Below are 17875 nucleotides of genomic sequence, written 5' to 3'. Positions count from 1 at the left end.
CATCACCTCACCAGGACCGGGACCAGCGGCCCCGCCGCACCGCCGGGGAGTCCGCTCGTCGTGCAGGGGCTGCCCACGGCGCCCGCATTGCCGCGGAACTCCAGCCACGTGTCGGTCATTGGAATGCTCAGGGGCTGAAGCATCAGCAAGCAGGCGTAGTCCATCACACGCCCGGCGCCGTCGAGAATCGGCGCCGTGACGATGCGCCGATCGAACCCGTATTGCTTGTGGCCGCCCGCGACGTTGCCCGGCGCGGCCAGCTTCTGAAAGCCGTTGAGCGACAGCCCCGTGATCGCTTCGCAGCCGTTCGCGCCCTTCACGTTGGTGCCGGTGTCGGCGCAGGAAGCAAAGACCGCCCGCTTGGCCAGGAAGTTCTGGGCGCTCGCAGGCGATCCGGGCGCCGGCCCGTCGTAGGCATTGAACTGCGCGGGCCAGTTGAGGGCGGTGTAGGCATAGCCGGTGTAGTCGGGCCGCTGGGTGCTCGGATCGCCGCTGTTCTTGTAGATGCCGAAGCGCTGGTTCCAGACATCGACGATCGAGGTCTGCACACCTGGCGTGCCGAGCGTGTCGCCCACCTTCGTTCCGCAGTGATTGTTCATCTCCGACTCGGTCTCCGAGGCGCTGTTGCTTCCATCGAGATTGGCCCAGCCGATCTCGCCGCCGGCGGCCCCGCTCTGTGCCTGGATCAGCTTCACCCATTCGCCGACGACGAAGCCGTAGTTGGGCGCCACGCCACCCGGCTTGGGTTTCACTCCGACCGGAATGGGGCAGGTGGTCTGCGCACTGGCACGGGTGGCCACCGCGCTGGCTGCAACGCTGCGGGTTGCGGGATTGCCAGCGGTATCGCCAGAGAAGGCCCCCATGGCTTTCATGAGCCAGACTTCGATGTTGGGCTGGGTATGCACGCATTGCGCATAGGCGGCCACGAGAGGATTGGTCGTGGGCGCATAGGCGGCATCTCGAAAGGTGATTTCGGCGAGAACGATCTGGCCCTCTCCGCTCCAGGTGGCCGACTGCATGTTGACCCGGTTCGCGTTGCCGGCCGTCTGGCCAGCGCTCTGGGCCCGCGCGACCGCTGAGCCCTGACCGTCGAGCTCGCGCGCTGCGGCCAGTGCACAGCTGTCCACGGCCGTCTGCAACTCGGCCCTCACGACGAACAGGTGCCCGAAGTCGAGCGCAATGCCCATGAATCCCATCAGGAACAGCAGGAACAGCGCGGCCGTGACGATCATCGCGCCACGCTGACGTTGTTGAAGGCGATGGATTTTCATGATCGGCTTCCGGTACGAGGGTGGCAATTCGAACTGGACCGACTCAGACGCAGTTCCCGGCGCCAAGGCAGGTGGCAACGCGGCCAATGAAGGAACCGAAGCTTGCGGCGAGGGACAGCGGTTGCAGCGCGAGCACCAGCGCGATGGAGATGACGGCAATGATCAGCGCGTACTCCACAACCTGAGCGCCGCTCTCGTCCTGCAGGAATGACTTGAACATGGTGGCTACTCCGTTTCTTTGCTTGAGAAAACCGATGGAACGCTGGCGACGGGAAGCGGGCTGGGCATCGCCCGGCCCGCCACCCATCGCTTACACGCACGTAGCCGTGGTCAGGCAGGTCGTGACGCGGCCAATAAATTGCGTGAAACCGCCACCGGTAGTGAGGGCTTGCAGTGCAACGACCAGCGCGATCGAGACGACAGCGATGATCAGCGCGTACTCGACGACCTGAGCGCCGTCTTCGTCACGCAGGAAGCCGCGGGTAAATTGGCCAATGGATTGGAGAATGTTGGACATGAGTCTTTCCTTTCAAGGTTCAAATGAGAAAACAGATTTCGTGAATGAGTGAATTGCGTTGCATAAGAGTGATGACTTTGGTCGTGACTCTCCTTTCGTACAAAGCTGGTTGATAAAAGAAGCGCGCGATGAAAAGAGGTGCAATCGGTCGAAAGACGAGTGCGCTACTTTTCGCCGCCGATCGCGCCGCCGATGTTGATGACGTTCACCGCAGGCGGTGGCTTCTTGTAGGACTCCTGGTACTGCAGCATCGACTCGCGCGCCGCGCGGCCGTCCATGCCGACAACCGGGTTGCCATCCTTGCCGGCATCGGGATTGATGGTCATCTTCTTCTTGGCGTCGCGCACCGCATCGCCAAAGCGCGCGTCGTAGTTGGGTGTGACGTGGGAGCATCCGGCGCCCACAAGCAGCGTCAGCGCGAGAATGGTCGACTTGAACATGGTGGTGCTCCTTACAGGGGATTGCTTGCCGGTGCGACCGGGGCCGGGGTGCTACTTTCGAGGCTGCCGTTCAGGTAGACCTCGGCGCGGCTTGGAACGACGTGGTTGTCGGTCGGAACACGGGGCGTCTCGGCCAGCGGCCGGACCAGGCGCGGCGTGATCACGAACATCAGCTCGGTCTGGTCGTTCTGGAACTCGGAGCTGCGGAACAGCGCGCCCATCACCGGAACCTCGCCCAGTCCGGGGTAGCGCTTGATGGTTTCGGTGACGTTGCTCTTGATGAGCCCCGCAATGACGAAGCTCTGGCCGTCGTTGAGCTGCACGGTGGTGTCGGCGCGGCGCACCGTCAGCGACGGCAGCACCGCCGTCACGCCGCCCACGGTGGTGAAGGGCGAGCCGGTCTGCGACAGGTCCGACACTTCCGACACCATCTTGAGGTTGACCCGGCCGCCGTTCAATACGGTGGGGGTGAACTTCACGCCGATGCCGAATTCCTTTTCCTCGAGCGTGATGGTCGAGCCGCTGCGGCCGTTGGAGCTCTGCGCCACAGGGATGAAGATCTTGCCGCCCGACAGGAAGCTGGCCTGCTGGCCGCTGATCGACATGATGTTGGGCTCGGCCAGGATGCGCACCAGGCCGTCGTCTTTCTGGCCGTCGATCCCAATCGACGCACGGCCGATCCGCAGCGCCTCGACAAGCCCCGAGCCGCCGCTCAGGAAGTCGGAGATCAGCGAATAGGTGTTGAGCCCGCCGCTGGCTGTACGGAGCAGGCCGACACGCGCGCCCAGCCGGTCCAGCAGCGTCTTGCTGACTTCGGCAATCTTCACCTCCAGCATCACTTGCTGCGGCGCCGTGACGCGCAGCAGGTTCACCACCTTCTTGCCGTCCGCGCCGTAGGCCGCGGCCAGGGTCAGCACGTCGTCGAGCTTGAGCGTGTCGCTGACCTCGCCGGTGAGCACGATGGATTTCTCGGCGCTGCGCACGCGGATGCGGTTCTCTTCGGGCATCAGCTCGGCCAGCTTGGACTGCAGCGCGCCCGGGTCGATCGTCACGATGACGTCCTTGATATAGCAGGTGCCGTCGGCGCTTTGCAGCACCACGTTCATCGAGCCGGCCTGCCGTCCGCGGAAGAAGAGATCGTTCGGACTCAGCAGCATCACGTCGACATCGGCCACGCCGTCGCCTGCGCCCTTTGCCGCCGCTGGCGGCTGCGCCGTGGCCGCCGGGGCGTTGCTCGGCGGCTGCCCGCTGACCAGGATGCGCGCGACACGTGTCTGCAGCGGAATGACCACCGACTTGCCGAGCACCGCATAGGTCGGCTGGTCGTCCGGAATGATGGCCCTGCAGCGGCGCATCGCGGGTGCGGCGGCCGGCGCGGGCGCCGATGGCGCCGCGACGGGTGCCGGAGCCGGGGCTGCAAGCTCCGCCGCAAAGCCTGGCGCCGCCAGGGTCGTGAGCGCCGCCAGCAGCCAGGCGGGTGAAGAAGAAGAGAGATGTTGCACTTGTGGTTCCTCCAGGCGGGTGATCAGAAGCAGGTGAGCGAGCGGGCTGCGTGCTGGATCACTTCCACGCATTCGGATTGCCGCAGCACCACGGGGGCGGTACGCGGCACTCGCGCGGGGGCCGGCCGCGCTGCCACGGTGGTGGAGATCGGCAGGATTTCCTTCTCGCCGAACAACTGGCCCTTGGTGATACCTGCGGTGGCAACTGTGGTCTTGTCCATCTGATTGCGCAGCACCAGCGAGAGGGTTCCCACGCTGCGCGCCAGGTCGAGCTTTTCGGAGTCTTCGAGCGACAGCTCCAGCGTCACCGCGCTGACCACCTTCGGCTTGGTGTCGTCGCGGTTGGCTTCTTGCGCCACTGCCAACACCAGCACCTTTTCAAGCACGGTCTTGCTGATCTGGCGGTTCTCTTCGCCGCGGTTCTTGTCCTGCTGCGCGTTGACCATCACGTCGACGTAGTTGCCCGGCAGCGCAAAGCCCGCCACGCCCACCACGTCGTTGACCCGCACCGTCATGGCGCGCTTGCCGCTGGCAATGACGGCGGAAAGGCCGCCCTGGGTGCCGACCGGCGCGAGCTTGCCTTCCAGGATGGCCTCGCCGCGCAGCACGCCGACCTTGACCACGCGGTCCTCGAGCGACTTCGCGTCCTTGAACGACCCCGCCGGCAGCGAGCCGCTCGGCCAGTCGACCAGCGACAGCATCTGGGGATTGACCCGGCTGCCCAGCTCGATGTCGACGGCGGCCACCACCACCTTGTTGGATGCGATCCCGCCCTGTCGGGAAACCCAGCCCGCCGCGTAGATCGCGGCCGCCAGACCGGTCAGGAGGGCCAGCAGAAGCAGCCCGAGCGCCTTGATGTTTTTCATGCGAATCTCCGCCGTGGATGAAATGAAGAATGGGACGGGCTAGACAAAGCCCAACTGATGCGCCAGGACCTGTGCAATCGTCCCCACGCAAATGCAGATGCCGTAAGGCAGCTTTCCGATGGATTGCCGCGTGTCGATCGTTCCGCTCGGCCGCACTCCCGCAATGCCCGAGATGGCGATGCCCTGCGCGGCATCCTTCACGTTGCACAGCATGTGGCCCAGGCGGCGCCGGTGCATGGCTACCACCACTGCCGCCAAGCCGCCGACGATGCAGGTGAACAGGATGGCCTGCAGCGTTTGATAGGGGCCGAGAAATGCGCCGACCATCGCCATCAGCTTGACGTCGCCCGCGCCCATGATCCCCAGCACATAGAACGGCAGCATGATCGCCAGGCCCGTGCCCAGGCCACCCAGGGCGTTCAGCGCACCCGTCATCGGCGTGCGCGCCGCAAAGGTGCCGTAGATGATCGCGAACACCATGCCGCCGAAGGTCAGCCAGTTGGGAATGCGGTAGAAGCGCGCGTCGCTGACCGCGGCCATCACCAGCAGCACGAAGAGCCCGCTCATGCGGAAGTCCGAGGCCAGCATCGCCAGCAGGTCGAGGACAGCGTTGAATTCCTGCATGGTGCGAACCTCAGGCGCTGCGCCGCACGGCAAGCAGCAGGAGCAGGCACACAACCACCACGAGCGAGCCGATGAGTGCGACCTCCATGAACGACATGCCCGCGTCCTCGCGCAGCAGGTTCATGAAGCTTCTTGGCAGCAGGTTGAGCGGTTCCATGCGTGTTCCCCAGTGTTGTGGTCGACTGGCACCGCTTCTTTCCCCTTACCGGGTCAAAGCGTCTTGCCATGGGGTCACTGTAGAAATCGCGCGGCATGCGCACATGAGCAGTGCGCCCCTTTTCCAGGGAGACAAGCGCCCCGTCCCCTGGGCCCGCAACCATGACAAAGCGCCTGCCCGGGGCGGCGCGCGGCGGAATCGGGATAGGGGCCGGTCAACGAAGACCGGACCCCTCCCACACCACCCGGCATGCGGGTCCGCACCGGGCGGTTCGAGAAGTTGAGGTCAGCATAGGCGGGGAACTCCGAGCGCATCGAAGTACGCGATGGTGAGCACGCGGTTCAGCGCCATCGCGCTGTTGTGCCACCAGCGCCGAGCATTGGCCGCAATCCGGGCGGCCACGTCGCGACTGGCACCCAGGGCGCGCAGTTCGCGGTACATGGTCGGGCCCCGACACCAGAACTTCAACTGGATGGCTCGCAAGCGGTGCCGCAACCATTCGTCCAGTCGCCGCCAGACCGAGGGCGTCTGTGCCAGTTGGAAGTACGCCTTCCACCCCGGCAGGAACGCTTGCAGGTCCTGTGCGATCTGGTTCATGCTGCGCCCCGTCTGGCGCCGGGTTATCTGGCGAATGCGCTGCTTGTAGCGTTGCACCGCCTCCCCGGCCACGGCCAGTTTCACCTGCTTTTGCGGCGCAGCCCACAGGCAGTAGCCCAGGAACTTGCGCCCCCATGCCGTCGCCACAGCGGTCTTGGTCTCGTTGACCTTCAACCACAGCTTGGCATAGCACGCCCGCAGCCCGTCCAACACCCGTTGCCCGGCACGCTTGCTCTTGACGTAGACATTGCAGTCGTCCGCATAGCGCACGAACTTGTGCCCCCTGCGTTCGAGCGCGCGGTCCACCTCGTCGAGCAGCACGTTGGCCAGCAGCGGCGACAGCGGCCCACCTTGCGGCGTGCCCCCTCCACGCGCATCTGCATGACCCCGTTCGCCATGATGCCGGCGTTCAGGTAGTGACGGATCAGCCGCAGCACCGCCTTGTCGGCGATTCGCTTGCCCAGCCGATCCATCAGGATGTCGTGGTTCACGCGGTCGAAGAATTTCCCCAGGTCCACGTCCACCACCACACACCGCCCTTGCTCCACGTACTGTCTGGCCGCTTGGACCGCCTGATGCGCGCTGCGCCCCGGCCGCAAGCCGTAGCTGTGCTCGCTGAAGGTCGGATCGATGAGCGGTTGCAGCACCTGCAACAGGGCCTGCTGGATCAGCCTGTCCACCACGGTGGGAATCCCCAATTCCCGCGTCCCTCCACCCGGCTTGGGTATGCCCACGCGGCGTACCGGACTGGGCCGGTAGGTACCGTCGAGCAAGCCGCGCCGGATGTCGGGCCATTGGGTCTTCAGGTCTTCCCCCGTTTGCTGCACCGTGCGTCCATCGACGCCAGCGCTCCCCTTGTTGGCCTTGACGCGTTTCCACGCCGCCGCCATGTTGTGCTGTGCCAGTGCCTGCCCCATCAGGTCCTCTGGCCCCCAGTGCGTGTGGTCATGCCGCGCCGGCCGTGCTTCATCGCGCCCACGCTCCGGCGAGGCTTCACCGCGCCCTTGCGTCGGTCGCTGCGCTTGCGCGCACTTCTGATGCCTTGCACTTCCAAGCGGCATGTCTCGTCACTGTCCTTCTCGTTTGGCCCTTCGCCGGGAGACCCGACTACTACGGCCGCTGCTGACGTCTCGCTCCGGGCAAGCCCGTCGCCCTTTCAGGCACGAGGCGAGATCTCCCCAGGCAAGAACGCGATCCTTCACCGCACAATCGCCCCATTTACGCCACCTCGCCTTGACCACAAGAGCTTCGCAGTCTCATGCCCGCTCGCCCTGCTCGGCAGCGCCTCAGATGCGGTTTGTGTACCTCGACTCGCGGTTTACGCTTCACGCTTCCTCCCCACGCTCGGTCGCCCTCGCGCAGTTGCGGTTCGCTTCGCTCGCTGTGGCCAGCTCGCGGGAGGACTTGCACCTCCAGGATCGCGCCCATGCTGGGCGCACACGAAAAAAGGGCCCTGGCGTTGCCGCCAGGGCCCTTGCTGTTCCTCTTGCTTCAGCTCAGGTGTCGAGCGTCAGGTGCTGGCCATGCAGCGCCGCGGCCGCGGGCGACGCAAGAAAGCCGATGGTCTGCGCCGCGACGGCAGTCGACACCCACTCGTCGGGATTGGCGTCCGGCATGGCCTGCCGATTGGCCGGCGTGTCGAGCACGCTGGGCGCCACGCTGTTGATGGCCACGCCATGCGGGGCGGCCTCGGCGGCCATGGCCTCGACCAGGCGCTGCAGCGCGCTCTTCGATGCGATGTACGCCGCCATGGCCGGCAGGCCGCGCGCCGCCACCTTGGCCGTGATCGCCACGATGCGGCCGGCGCCGTGCTCGATCATCGAGGGCAGCACCGCCTGCGTCACCGCCACGAAGGACCAGGCGTTGAGGTTCATCATCCGGTCCCAGCTTGCCCGCGTGAGCGCGTGCGTGGCCTCGCCCATCTCGAAGCCGCCGGCAATGTGGACCAGCGCATCGATGCGGCCGAAGGCCTTGAGCGCCTGGCCCGCGAGTTCCGACATGTCGGCCGCCGAGGTCACATCGCCCGCGAGCAGCAGGTGCTGCGAATTGTCCAGGCCCGGGAAGACCTCGGCCAGGCGGTCCGCACGGTGGTCGACCAGCGCCAGGCGCGCGCCCTGCCCGAGGAAATGCTGGACCACCGCACGGCCCAGCGCGCCCGCGGCCCCGGTAATCACAACATGGGACATGGTGGTGGTATCTGTCATGGAAGATCTCCTGCTGGAGGGACCGCGGCCCCGTCGATGATGACGAATCCTAACGCCGCCGCGCACAAAATCGTTGAGCCCCGGAATTTTTACGCTATACTTGCGGTCTTGCCAAAAAACGCAAAACGTTTTGTGCAAGGGCTCTTAGCTCAGTTGGTAGAGCAGCGGACTCTTAATCCGTAGGTCGAGTGTTCGAGTCACTCAGGGCCCACCAACCAACATCGCGGAAACGCTGAAAAGCCTGCTACCTCACCGGTAGCAGGCTTTTTTTATTGGCTGTCCGGCTGCGGCTCACCGGCCAGCCAGCCCTCGACAAACCGCGACAGCACCTCCCGCTTTTCCCGCGCCTCCGCCAGCAGGTACTGGCGCGCATGTTCCTGGGCCAGTTCGTTCGACAAAAACCAGGCCTCGCGCGCCGGGTCCCCGTGCGGGGGCGGCGCGCCCCATGCTGCGGCGCCGCTGCCGAGAAAGGCCTCCGTCACGGGCAGGCGCCCATCGGTGCGGCCCAGTTCCGACAGCGGGTTGCGGGGGCCGCCGAGTTCGATGCGGACGTGCACGATGTCTTCTTCCACCGCGATGGACGCCCCCAGGCCGCCCTGCTGCTGCACCTGCCAGAGCTGGGCGGCGCCCGCATGGCGCACCCAGCTTTCCAGCGCCCGCGCAAGGCTTTCGATGATGGCTTCCTTGTTGTCCATGCGGCACTCACTCCTTCATGTCCGTATCGATGCCTTGCGGCACTACCACTCGCCGACCTCGCGCACGCGCTGGTCGAGGTCGGGATATTCAAGGCTGCGGTCCGTTGGCGCAAGCGAAGGCTCCGGCGCGCCCTGCCCGGCCGCAGCGCCGATGCCCAGGCGCCGTGCAAGCGCCCACGCCACGCGCCGGCGCGCCGGCGCCGGGCGAACCGCGATCATCCGGATGGGGGTGTTGTTGCGCTTGCGCATGGTGGCTCCTTGGGTTGATGGCGTTGGGCTTTCCATTTCGGTTGTGTCCTCGCGCGACGGACAGCACCCTGGGGTGCTGCCCCGTACGACGTCGCCGCACAGGAACGGTCCACTTTCCTGCACATCCCGCCAGGCCGTCCACGCGGCTGGAAACTGGCGGTGTGGCGAAGGCACACCCGAAATGGCAAACCAAAAAACAAAAAAGGCCCGGATCCTTGCGGTGTCCGGGCCTCTGATGAAGAGAGCTTGGGAAGTGCGCTCTAAGCGCAACCTCCGCCCGGGGGCATCTGACCTTTGAACGCTGCAACGTGCACGAGCGATCGGCCCGAAGCGGGTCGAATGCTGGTGAGGTTCAGTGCGGCGGTGGTCACGATGGTTCCTGGTCGAAGCTTTTCTTGGCGCGGCCGAAACCGCGAATGAGCTGAACTGTAAATAGTGTTTACGGCAGCGTCAACAACCGGGACAATCTTCCCTGTCTCGTTGTTGTTGTTTTCAAACAGTGCCCAATACCACCGTCGCGCGTCGCCGCAATGTTCTTGCGCTGCACCGCCGCTTTCTCGAAGGGGCCATTGCAGCCGGCCTGCCCGCCAAGGGACTGGACCAGGCCTTTGCCAGGAAGATCGAAATCTCGCCCAGCATGTGGAGCCAGATCAAGAGCTCCCGCCCCATCGGCGACAACCTGGCACGGCAGATCGAGCAGCATTGCGAAGTGGAGGCGGGCTGGCTCGACAAGGAAGACCGGCCCTCCGAAGTGCCCGATGCGGCTGAAGAGCGCTTCATCGCAGCCGCGCGCGAGGCCTGGCGGCAGGCCAACGCCAAGGGAAAGAGGGAACTCGGCGGCTGGCTCAAGCAGCGCGCGGCGCGCGCGCCCGGCGACGAGCCGCCGCCCTGATGCGCTTCAGGCGAGCGACGCCGCGCCGCGCAGGATGGCCGCGCGCAGGTCATGCGGAATTTCCACGGCGCGATGGCTCTCGAGCGAGGTGGTCACGAGCACCTGCTTCACCTGCATGCGCAGTTCGCCGCTGGCGGGGTCGAAGCAGCGCAGCGCGAGCGTCATGGAGCGCGAGCCCAGCCGCTCCACGGCAAGGCCCAGCGTGACGCGGTCGCCCATGCGGCTCACGGCGCGGAAGTCGGCCTCGAGCCGCACCGTGGGCAGGCCGATGCGCCGCTTCGCGATGAGCGCGTGGTAGCCGATGCCGAGCCCTTCGCTCACCCAGTCTTCCACCAGGCCGTTGAGCATGACGAAGTACTGCGGATAGAAGACGATGCCCGCGGGGTCGCAATCGGAAAAGCGGATCATCCGCGCGCGCTGGAACTCCGCCTGGGGCGTTTCGGTTTCGCCTGCGCTCGTCGCCATCAGCCCTCCTCGCCCGCAGGCTCGCTGCGCATCACGTGCACGCGCAGCTGGCCGAGCTGTGCGTGCATCTGCCTGACGGTCTTCATGTCGAGCCCCGAGAACATCTCGAGGATCCATTGCTCGTGCTCCTTGGCCATGGTCTCGAAGCTCGCACGGCCCTTGGGCGTGAGGCTCACGATCCACGAGCGGCGGTCGTCGGGGCTGTGGGCGCGCGCCACCAGGCCGTCGCGCTCGAGTTCGTCGGTCAGGCCCGTGACGTTGCCGCCGGTCACCATCAGGTAGCGCGACAGCACGCGCATCTTGAGGCCTTCTTCATAGCGGTAGAGCTGGGCCATGTAGTCGAAGCGCGCCAGCGAAATGCCGAAGCGCTCGCGCAGCCGGCGCCGTATCTCGGCTTCGATCTGCGTGGTGCTTGCGAGCATGCGCAGCCACAGCCTGAGCATGGCGTGGTCTTCGCGGCCGGCGCGGGCCTCGTGGCCGAGCTCCTCGGCATCGCTGAGCGCGGCATGCGACGCATCGTTGCGCATCACATCACCTCCCCGCCCGACACCGAGACCGATTGCCCGGTGACGGATGCGGCGCCGCTGCCGCAGAGCCAGCGCACCGCGTCAGCCACCTCGGCGGGCCGCACGATGCGCCGCTGCGGATTGGCGCTGGAGAACTCGGCCAGTGCATCGGCCTCGCTGCGCCCAGTCTTGCCCACCACGTTGGCAACGCTCGCGCGCAGGATGTCGGTGTCGGTGTAGCCGGGGCACACCGCGTTCACCGTGATGCCCTTGCGCGCCACCTCGAGCGCGAGCGAGCGCGTGAGCCCGATCACGCCGTGCTTGGCCGCCGCATAGGCCGCGACGTAGGCATAGCCCTTCTGGCCCGCGGTGCTGGCAATGTTGACGATGCGGCCCCAGCCGGCTTCGAGCATGTCGGGCAGCGCGGCCTGCGTGCACAGGAACGCGCCGGTGAGGTTCACCGACAGCATGCGCTGCCAGAGCTCGGCCGAGGTCTTGAGAAAAGGTGCGCTCTCGGCCGCGCCTGCGTTGTTGACGAGGATGGCGAGCGGTCCGCGTTCGGCACGCGCCAGCGCAAAGGCCGACTGCACGGCCTGCGCGTCGGCCACGTCGGCTGCGGCGACGCCGTGGCCCTGGCCCTCGAGCGACGCGGCCACGCGCTGGAGCGCATCGAGGTCGCGCCCGAGCAGCGTGAGCGTTGCGCCCTCGGCAGCCAGGGTACGGGCAATCTCGGCCCCGATGCCGCGTGCAGCCCCGGTGACGAGGGCATGGCGGCCGTTCAATGAATTTGCATGCATACCTGAATGATTTAGTTCTGAACTATTTTAGCGTGTGCGGCGCATCATCTGTTCAGCGCATGAAACGGCCGCCGTTGAGGTCCAGCGTGGCCCCCGTCATGAAGGCTGCCGCGGGCGAAGCGAGGTAGACCACGGCGGCCGCCACCTCTTCGGCCTCGCCGAAGCGGCCGAGCGGAATGGCGGCCTTCAGCGCCTGCTGCCGCGCCGGGTCCAGTGCATCGAGCGCGGGGCCGCGAACCGCTGCCGGGGCCAGCGCGTTCACCGTGACGCCATGCGGCGCGAGTTCCTGCGCGAAGCTGCGCGTCAGCGCCAGCAGTCCGGCCTTGCTGGCCGCATAGTGCACGCCGGTTGCAGCGCTGGGCTGCTGACCCGCCAACGACGCCAGGTTGACGATGCGCCCGGACCCGCGCCCGCGCATGTGCCGCCCGGCAATGCGGCAGCCGAAGAAGCTGCCGCGCAGGTTGACGGCCAGCACGTCGTCCCACTCGTCCGGCGTGATGTCCCAGACCGAGGTGAACGGCGTGCGCGCGGCATTGTTGACCAGCAGGTCGATGGCGCCGAAACGGGCCGCCGCTGCATCGAAGCAGCGGGAGAACGCCGCCTCGCTGCGCACGTCGAGTTCCATCGCGATGCAGTCCGCGCCCGCAGCGCGCAGGCCCGCGGCTGCGGATTCAGCGCCGTGGGCATCGATATCCGCAAGCACCACGCGCGCACCCGCTTCGCCCAATCCGCGCGCAATCGCGGCACCCAGGCCCTGCCCCGCGCCGGTCACGAACGCGGCCTGGCCGGCAAGCGGTGACGGCGGGGAACTCATGCCGCCTTGACCGGAGGACGAACGGCAGGCCGCCCGTCCCAGGTCTGTTCACTGACGCCGCGTTCGCGCAGCTTGAACTTCTGCACCTTGCCGTTCTCGGTGCGCGGCAGGTCCGGCAGCACGTCGATGTAGCGCGGTACCGCGAAGTACGGCAGGCGGCTCTCGCAGAAGCGCGCCAGTTCGGCCGGTTCGATGCGCCCGCCCTCGCGCGGCACCAGCGCGGCCATCACCTCGTCCTCGGCCAGTTCGGATTGCACCGGGTACACGGCGCAGGAGGCCACGCCGGGGTGGCTCAGCAGCACCTGCTCGACCTCGAAGGACGAGATGTTTTCGCCGCGCCTGCGGATCGCATCCTTGATGCGGTCGACAAAGCGAAAGGCGCCATCGGCATCGCGCACCACGCGGTCGCCGGTATGGAACCAGAGGTTGCGCCAGGCCTCGACCGTCTTCTCGGGCATGTTGAAGTAGCCGCTCGCAAAGGCGTGGGGCTCGTCCGCGCGCAGCAGCAGTTCGCCGGCCTCGCCTGCCGGCAGTTCCACGTCGCCTTCATCGGCCACGCGCGCCTGGAAGCCGGGGCGCAGCCAGCCCATGACGCCGCCGCGCGGCGAATCCGGCGCAGTGGCAATCGCGAAGTTGGTCTCGGTCGACCCATAGCCTTCGAGCAGCGGCACGCCGGTGCGCGCCTTGAAGGCCTGCCCGGCCGCCGACGGCACGCCCGGCCCGAGCCCGATGCGGACACGGTGATCGCGCTCGCCTTCGCCCTCGGGCTGGGCAAGCAGGATGGGCACCATCGCGCCCAGCAGGTAGACCACGGTCGCCCCGTTGGCGCGCATCGACGGCCAGAAGCCCGAGGCCGAGAAGCGCGATTCGAACACCACTTCGGCCCCGGTCAGCGCGGCCTGCACGAAGGTGTTGAGCGCATTGATGTGGAACAGTGGGAGCGTGGTGCACAGCACGTCGTCGCGGCCGACGCCGAGCACCTCGGCGCTGTTCACGCCCCACCAGAAATACTGCGCATGCGGACAGACCACGCCCTTGGCAGGGCCGGTGGTGCCCGAGGTGTAGAGGATGGCGAGCGGGTCGCCGGGCTGCACCGCGGCCGGCGCAATGGGCGGCCCGCCTTCGGGGTAGCTCGAGACGCGAACGCCTGCAGGCGGCGCCCATGAGGCGGCCGTCTCGCCGACGACCCAGAGCTCGCGCAGCGCCGTGCGCCCCAGATCGGCCGTCGCCAGCCGTTCGAGAAAGCCCGCCTCGATCACCAGCAGCTTCGCCTCGCTGTCGGCAAGGAAGTATTCGATCTGCGGCCCCATCGACGCGGTGTTGACCGGCACCACCGAGGCGCCGAGCCAGCCCGCGCCGAGAAAGGTTTCGAGAAACTCGATGCGGTTGCCGCACATCACGGCGATGCGGTCGCCGCGCGCCACGCCGGCCTCGGCCAGCGCACCGGCACGCACCGCGGCCGCCTCGGCCGCGTCGCCGTGCGTCCATTGCCGCCCCGCGATCCGCAGCAGCGGACGCCCGGCGAAGCGTTCCGACTGCCGCTGCAGCATCGCGGACAGCGTGCGCTGGCCCGGCGGCAGCGCGCGCGCTTCACTCGTCATCGTGCGTGCCTCCGCCCAGGTAGGTGGCCTGCACCCGCGGATCGCTCGCCAGTTCGCCCGATGCGCCCGACAGCGCGATCTCGCCGGTTTCCAGCACGTAGCCGTGGTCCGAGGTCTCGAGCGCGGCGCGCGCGTTCTGCTCCACCAGCAGGATCGAGACGCCGTCCTCGCGCAGCTTGCGCACGATGGAAAGAATGTCGCGCACGATCAGCGGCGCGAGCCCGAGGCTGGGCTCGTCGAGCATCAGCAGGCGCGGCGCGGACATCAGGGCACGGCCCACCGCGAGCATCTGCCGCTCGCCGCCCGAGAGCGTGTCGGCGCGCTGCGAGCGGCGTTCGGCCAGGCGCGGGAAGCGGTCGTACACCGATTGCAGCTGGCGCTTCATCGCATCGCTGCGCAGCCGCCTGGCATAGGCGCCGAGCTGCAGGTTGTCGAGCACGGTGAGCTCGCCGAACAGCTCGCGCTTCTCCGGCACCAGGCACAGGCCGCGCTCCACGCGCGCCTCCACGTCGAGGCCCTGCAGGTCTTCGCCCTCGAAGCGCAGCGTGCCCTTGCAGGGCAGCAGCCCCATCGCAGCCGCGAGCAGCGTGGTCTTGCCCGCGCCGTTGGGCCCGATCACCGAGATGATCTGCCCCGGCTGCAGGTCGAGCGACACGCCGCGCACCGCCTCGACCTGCCCGTACGAGACGTGCAGGTCGCCAATCTCCAGCATCGCGGTCATTTCGTCACCCCCAGGCTTGTCACTTCGTGTACTTCGCGCACCCCCTGAAGGGGGCCCGCGTCTTCGGGCGGCCGTGCGGCGCTCATACAACACTCCCCAGGTAAGCCGCCTGCACGCGCTCGTCGGCACGCACCGCCGACGGCACGCCCTCGACGAGCTTGGAGCCGAAGTTCATCACCACCAGACGGTCCACCAGTTTCATCACGAAGTCCATGTCGTGCTCGACGATGAGGATGGTCACGCCCTCCTCGCGCAGCTTGCGCAGCAGGTCGCCAAGCGCCATCTTTTCCTTGCGGCGCAGGCCCGCCGCGGGCTCGTCGAGCACCAGCAGCACCGGGTCGGCGGCCAGTGCACGCGCGATCTCCAGGATGCGCTGCGTGCCCAGCGGCAGGCTGCCCGCGAGCTCGTGCGCGCGGTCGCCCAGGCCGATGCGGTCGAGCTGGCGCTGCGCCTCCTGCAGGATCTGCATCTCTTCCTTGCGATCCAGCCGCAGGCCTGCCTTCAGGATGCCCGAGCGCGTGCGCGAATGCGCGCCCAGCGCCACGTTGTCGAGCAGGCTCATGTGGGGCCGCAGCTTCACGTGCTGGAAGGTGCGCGCCAGCCCCAGCCGCGCCACCTGCCGCTGCGGCATGCCGGCAATGTCGTGGCCGAGAAAGCGCACCTGGCCCGAGGTCATCGGCAGCGTGCAGGTCAGCAGGTTGAACATGGTCGACTTGCCCGCGCCGTTGGGCCCGATGAGGCCGACGATCTCGCCCGCGTTCACTTCAAAGCTCACGTCGTTGACCGCCACCAATCCGCCGAAGCGCTTGAGCGCGCCGTTCACCGACAACACCTGCGTGCCGCGCGCCGGCAGTTGCCGGTGCGGCAGCGGATCGACCGCGGGCGCCTCGTGGCGCGAAGCGCCTTGGGCGCCGGCGCGGCGGCGCGTCCAGCGCCGCAGCAGACCCATGAGCCCGCCCCGCGCAAAGTGCAGCAGCAGGATGAAGAGCGTCGCGAAGGCCACGGCCTCCAGCTGACCCGCACGCTGCGTGAGCATCGGCAGCACGTCCTGCAGGCCGTTCTTCAGCACCAGCACCAGCGCGGCGCCCACCAGCGCGCCCGCCAGCTGCCCGAGCCCGCCGGCCACCGCCATCAGCAGGTATTCGATGCTGGCACGCACGTCGAAGGGCGAAGGGCTCACGAAGCGGTTCATGTGCGCATAGAGCCAGCCCGCCAGCCCCGCGAACAGCGCGGCCGTGACGAACAGCGTGAGCCGTACGCGGTAGGCATCCGCCCCCACGCTCGCGAGCAGCGTGGCACCGCCGCGCAGGCCGCGAATCGCGCGCCCCGGCCGCGACTGCAGCAGGTTGTGGCTGAACAGGCAGGCCAGCCCGACCACCACCCAGATCAGGTAGTACATCGAACGCGGATCGGCCAGCGACCAGCCTGCGATCTGCAGCGCCGGAATGTTCGACAGGCCCGTGTGGCGCCCGAGCGCATCGACGTTGCCGAACAGCATCGCGATCGACAGGCCCCAGGCAATGGTGCTGAGCGGCAGGAAGTGCCCGCCCAGCCGCAGCGTCAGCATGCCGATGGCCAGCGCCGACAGGCCCGTGAGCAGCAGCGCGAACAGCAGCCCGATCCATGGCGACAGGCCCTGCGTGGTGGTGAGCCAGGCCGTGGCATAGGCCGCGATGCCCACGAAGGCCGCCTGCCCGAACGAAGTCGCACCGCCCACGCCGGTGAGCAGCACCAGCCCGAGCGCCACCAGCGCGCCGATGCCGATGTCGTTGAGCAGCGAGACCGTGAAGCTGCCCGCCACCGCCGGCACCAGGGCCAGCACGGCGACCACCACGGCGATCCACGCCATGCGCTTGCGGTTCGCGTTCATTGGTCCACCTCGTCTTCTTCCTCTTCGGCATGGGCCGCCATGAACGACCGCAGCATGAGTACCGGAATCAGCAGGCTGAACACGATCACGTCTTTCAGCGCTCCGCTCCAGAATGAGGCGAAGCTTTCCACCACGCCCACGGCGAGCGCGCCCACGGCCGTCATCGGGTAGCTCACGAGCCCACCGATGATCGCGGCCACGAAGGCCTTCAGGCCGATGATGAAACCCGAGTCGTAGTACATGGTGGTCACCGGCGCGATCAGCACGCCGATGAGCCCGGCCAGCAGCGAGGCGCAGCCATACGCCAGCAGCGCCGTGCGCACCGGCCGGATGCCCACCAGCCGCGCGCCGACCCGGTTCACGGCCGTGGCGCGCAGCGCCTTGCCCGCCACCGTGCGCTCGAACACCAGGAAGAACAGCCCGCTCAGCACGATGGCCGCGCCCACCATCAGCACCACCTGGCCGCTGACCGTGAAGCCGTCGCCCAGCGTGAACGCGGCGCTCGTGAGCGGCGTGGTGCGCGAGCCTTCAGGGCCGAAGAACAGAAGGCCCAGGCCCGACAGCAGGAAATGCAGCGCCAGCGACACGATCAGCAGCACCAGCACCGAGGCATCCGCGATCGGCTGGAACACCACCCGCGCGAGCAGCGGCGCAATGGGCACCACCAGCAGCACGGCCACCGCGATGTGCACCGCCACCGGCACGCCGGGCCGCGCCGCCAGCCACGCCAGCAGGCACGGAATCGCAGGAAGCACGCCCCACATCAGCACCGCCTTGGGAATGCGCGAGGCCTCCCCACGCCGCAGCAGGCTGCCGATCTCCGTCGCCAGCGCGAGCGCCGCGAGCACCGCGACCATGCCGATGGTCGGCGGCACGCGACCGGTTTCGAAGGCCGCGAGCGACAGGGCCGCGAAGGCCGCGATGTCGCCGAACGGCACGAACACCACCCGCGTGACGGAAAAGATCAAGACCAGCCCGAGCCCGGCCAGCAGATAGACGGCACCGTTGGCCAGGCCATCGGTGACGAGAATCAGCGCCACGTCCCATGTCATAGAAAAGCCTCTCGGGAAATCATCGTCATTGGCAT

General features: G+C 67.6%; 20 protein-coding genes, 1 tRNA gene and 1 pseudogene. 2 read left to right on the top strand and 20 right to left on the bottom strand.

Features of this window, described 5'->3' with window-relative positions; genetic code table 11:
• Positions 1-2 precede the first annotated feature (2 nt).
• From VAPA_RS07995 to VAPA_RS07955, 10 genes and pseudogenes are all read right to left on the bottom strand, one after another.
• Positions 3-1271, bottom strand: a complete 1269-nt coding sequence (locus tag VAPA_RS07995; RefSeq protein ID WP_021006259.1) for a pilus assembly protein TadG-related protein — start codon at positions 1269-1271, stop codon at positions 3-5.
• A gap of 43 nt (positions 1272-1314) precedes the next feature.
• A complete protein-coding gene (locus VAPA_RS07990; RefSeq protein WP_021006258.1) occupies positions 1315-1491 on the bottom strand; it encodes a Flp family type IVb pilin in 177 nt (58 codons plus the stop codon).
• Positions 1492-1581: 90 nt separating this feature from the next.
• On the bottom strand, positions 1582-1788 hold the full coding sequence (locus tag VAPA_RS07985) for a Flp family type IVb pilin (protein ID WP_021006257.1): 207 nt from the start codon (positions 1786-1788) through the stop codon (positions 1582-1584).
• Between the two features lie 164 nt (positions 1789-1952).
• On the bottom strand, positions 1953-2228 hold the full coding sequence (locus tag VAPA_RS07980) for a hypothetical protein (protein ID WP_021006256.1): 276 nt from the start codon (positions 2226-2228) through the stop codon (positions 1953-1955).
• Positions 2229-2239: 11 nt separating this feature from the next.
• A complete protein-coding gene (locus VAPA_RS07975; RefSeq protein WP_021006255.1) occupies positions 2240-3730 on the bottom strand; it encodes a type II and III secretion system protein family protein in 1491 nt (496 codons plus the stop codon).
• Between the two features lie 23 nt (positions 3731-3753).
• Positions 3754-4596 carry a Flp pilus assembly protein CpaB gene (gene cpaB / locus VAPA_RS07970; RefSeq protein WP_021006254.1) on the bottom strand — a complete coding sequence of 281 codons (843 nt, stop codon included), beginning with the start codon at positions 4594-4596 and terminating at the stop codon, positions 3754-3756.
• A 39-nt stretch (positions 4597-4635) separates the two neighbouring features.
• Complete coding sequence (locus VAPA_RS07965; protein ID WP_021006253.1) at positions 4636-5220, bottom strand: A24 family peptidase; 585 nt, start codon at positions 5218-5220, stop codon at positions 4636-4638.
• Between the two features lie 10 nt (positions 5221-5230).
• On the bottom strand, positions 5231-5377 hold the full coding sequence (locus VAPA_RS34830) for a hypothetical protein (RefSeq protein ID WP_021006252.1): 147 nt from the start codon (positions 5375-5377) through the stop codon (positions 5231-5233).
• Between the two features lie 285 nt (positions 5378-5662).
• Positions 5663-7035 (bottom strand): annotated as a pseudogene (gene ltrA / locus VAPA_RS07960) (group II intron reverse transcriptase/maturase).
• 435 nt (positions 7036-7470) lie between these two features.
• On the bottom strand, positions 7471-8178 hold the full coding sequence (locus tag VAPA_RS07955) for an SDR family NAD(P)-dependent oxidoreductase (protein WP_021006249.1): 708 nt from the start codon (positions 8176-8178) through the stop codon (positions 7471-7473).
• 138 nt (positions 8179-8316) lie between these two features.
• Between VAPA_RS07955 and VAPA_RS07950 the strand changes: the two genes are divergently transcribed.
• A tRNA-Lys gene (locus VAPA_RS07950) sits at positions 8317-8392 on the top strand.
• A 55-nt stretch (positions 8393-8447) separates the two neighbouring features.
• On the opposite strand, the gene VAPA_RS07945 is transcribed toward VAPA_RS07950, so the two are convergent.
• Both VAPA_RS07945 and VAPA_RS07940 read right to left on the bottom strand, forming a co-directional pair.
• Positions 8448-8873, bottom strand: a complete 426-nt coding sequence (locus VAPA_RS07945) for a hypothetical protein (protein WP_021006248.1) — start codon at positions 8871-8873, stop codon at positions 8448-8450.
• Between the two features lie 42 nt (positions 8874-8915).
• On the bottom strand, positions 8916-9122 hold the full coding sequence (locus VAPA_RS07940) for a hypothetical protein (protein ID WP_021006247.1): 207 nt from the start codon (positions 9120-9122) through the stop codon (positions 8916-8918).
• A 499-nt stretch (positions 9123-9621) separates the two neighbouring features.
• On the opposite strand from VAPA_RS07940, the gene VAPA_RS07935 reads away from it, so the two are divergent.
• Positions 9622-10014, top strand: coding sequence for a hypothetical protein (locus tag VAPA_RS07935; RefSeq protein WP_021006246.1), 393 nt, complete (start codon positions 9622-9624; stop codon positions 10012-10014).
• Between the two features lie 6 nt (positions 10015-10020).
• Here the strand turns inward: VAPA_RS07935 and VAPA_RS07930 are convergent, their stop codons facing one another.
• From VAPA_RS07930 to VAPA_RS07895, 8 genes are all read right to left on the bottom strand, one after another.
• Entirely contained in the window at positions 10021-10479 is a 459-nt protein-coding gene (locus tag VAPA_RS07930; RefSeq protein WP_021006245.1) for an acyl-CoA thioesterase, read from the bottom strand.
• Complete coding sequence (locus tag VAPA_RS07925; RefSeq protein ID WP_012746654.1) at positions 10479-11006, bottom strand: MarR family winged helix-turn-helix transcriptional regulator; 528 nt, start codon at positions 11004-11006, stop codon at positions 10479-10481. Before VAPA_RS07925 ends, VAPA_RS07930 begins: the two co-directional genes overlap by 1 nt.
• Positions 11006-11782 (bottom strand): SDR family NAD(P)-dependent oxidoreductase, encoded by a 777-nt coding sequence (locus tag VAPA_RS07920; protein ID WP_021006244.1) that lies wholly within the window; start codon positions 11780-11782, stop codon positions 11006-11008. Before VAPA_RS07920 ends, VAPA_RS07925 begins: the two co-directional genes overlap by 1 nt.
• Positions 11783-11834: 52 nt before the next feature.
• Complete coding sequence (locus tag VAPA_RS07915; protein WP_021006243.1) at positions 11835-12596, bottom strand: SDR family NAD(P)-dependent oxidoreductase; 762 nt, start codon at positions 12594-12596, stop codon at positions 11835-11837.
• A complete protein-coding gene (locus tag VAPA_RS07910; RefSeq protein ID WP_021006242.1) occupies positions 12593-14197 on the bottom strand; it encodes an ATP-dependent acyl-CoA ligase in 1605 nt (534 codons plus the stop codon). Before VAPA_RS07910 ends, VAPA_RS07915 begins: the two co-directional genes overlap by 4 nt.
• Complete coding sequence (locus VAPA_RS07905; RefSeq protein ID WP_021006241.1) at positions 14187-14918, bottom strand: ABC transporter ATP-binding protein; 732 nt, start codon at positions 14916-14918, stop codon at positions 14187-14189. Before VAPA_RS07905 ends, VAPA_RS07910 begins: the two co-directional genes overlap by 11 nt.
• 82 nt (positions 14919-15000) lie before the next feature.
• Positions 15001-16788 carry a branched-chain amino acid ABC transporter ATP-binding protein/permease gene (locus VAPA_RS07900; protein ID WP_021006240.1) on the bottom strand — a complete coding sequence of 596 codons (1788 nt, stop codon included), beginning with the start codon at positions 16786-16788 and terminating at the stop codon, positions 15001-15003.
• Entirely contained in the window at positions 16785-17840 is a 1056-nt protein-coding gene (locus tag VAPA_RS07895) for a branched-chain amino acid ABC transporter permease (protein WP_021006239.1), read from the bottom strand. Before VAPA_RS07895 ends, VAPA_RS07900 begins: the two co-directional genes overlap by 4 nt.
• Positions 17841-17875 lie beyond the last annotated feature (35 nt).

It is taken from the genome of Variovorax paradoxus B4 (assembly GCF_000463015.1).
In the GTDB taxonomy this organism is placed as follows: domain Bacteria; phylum Pseudomonadota; class Gammaproteobacteria; order Burkholderiales; family Burkholderiaceae_C; genus Variovorax; species Variovorax paradoxus_E.
Note: the sequence above shows the minus strand (reverse complement) of the source record. Positions and strands in the feature narration are given on the sequence as shown.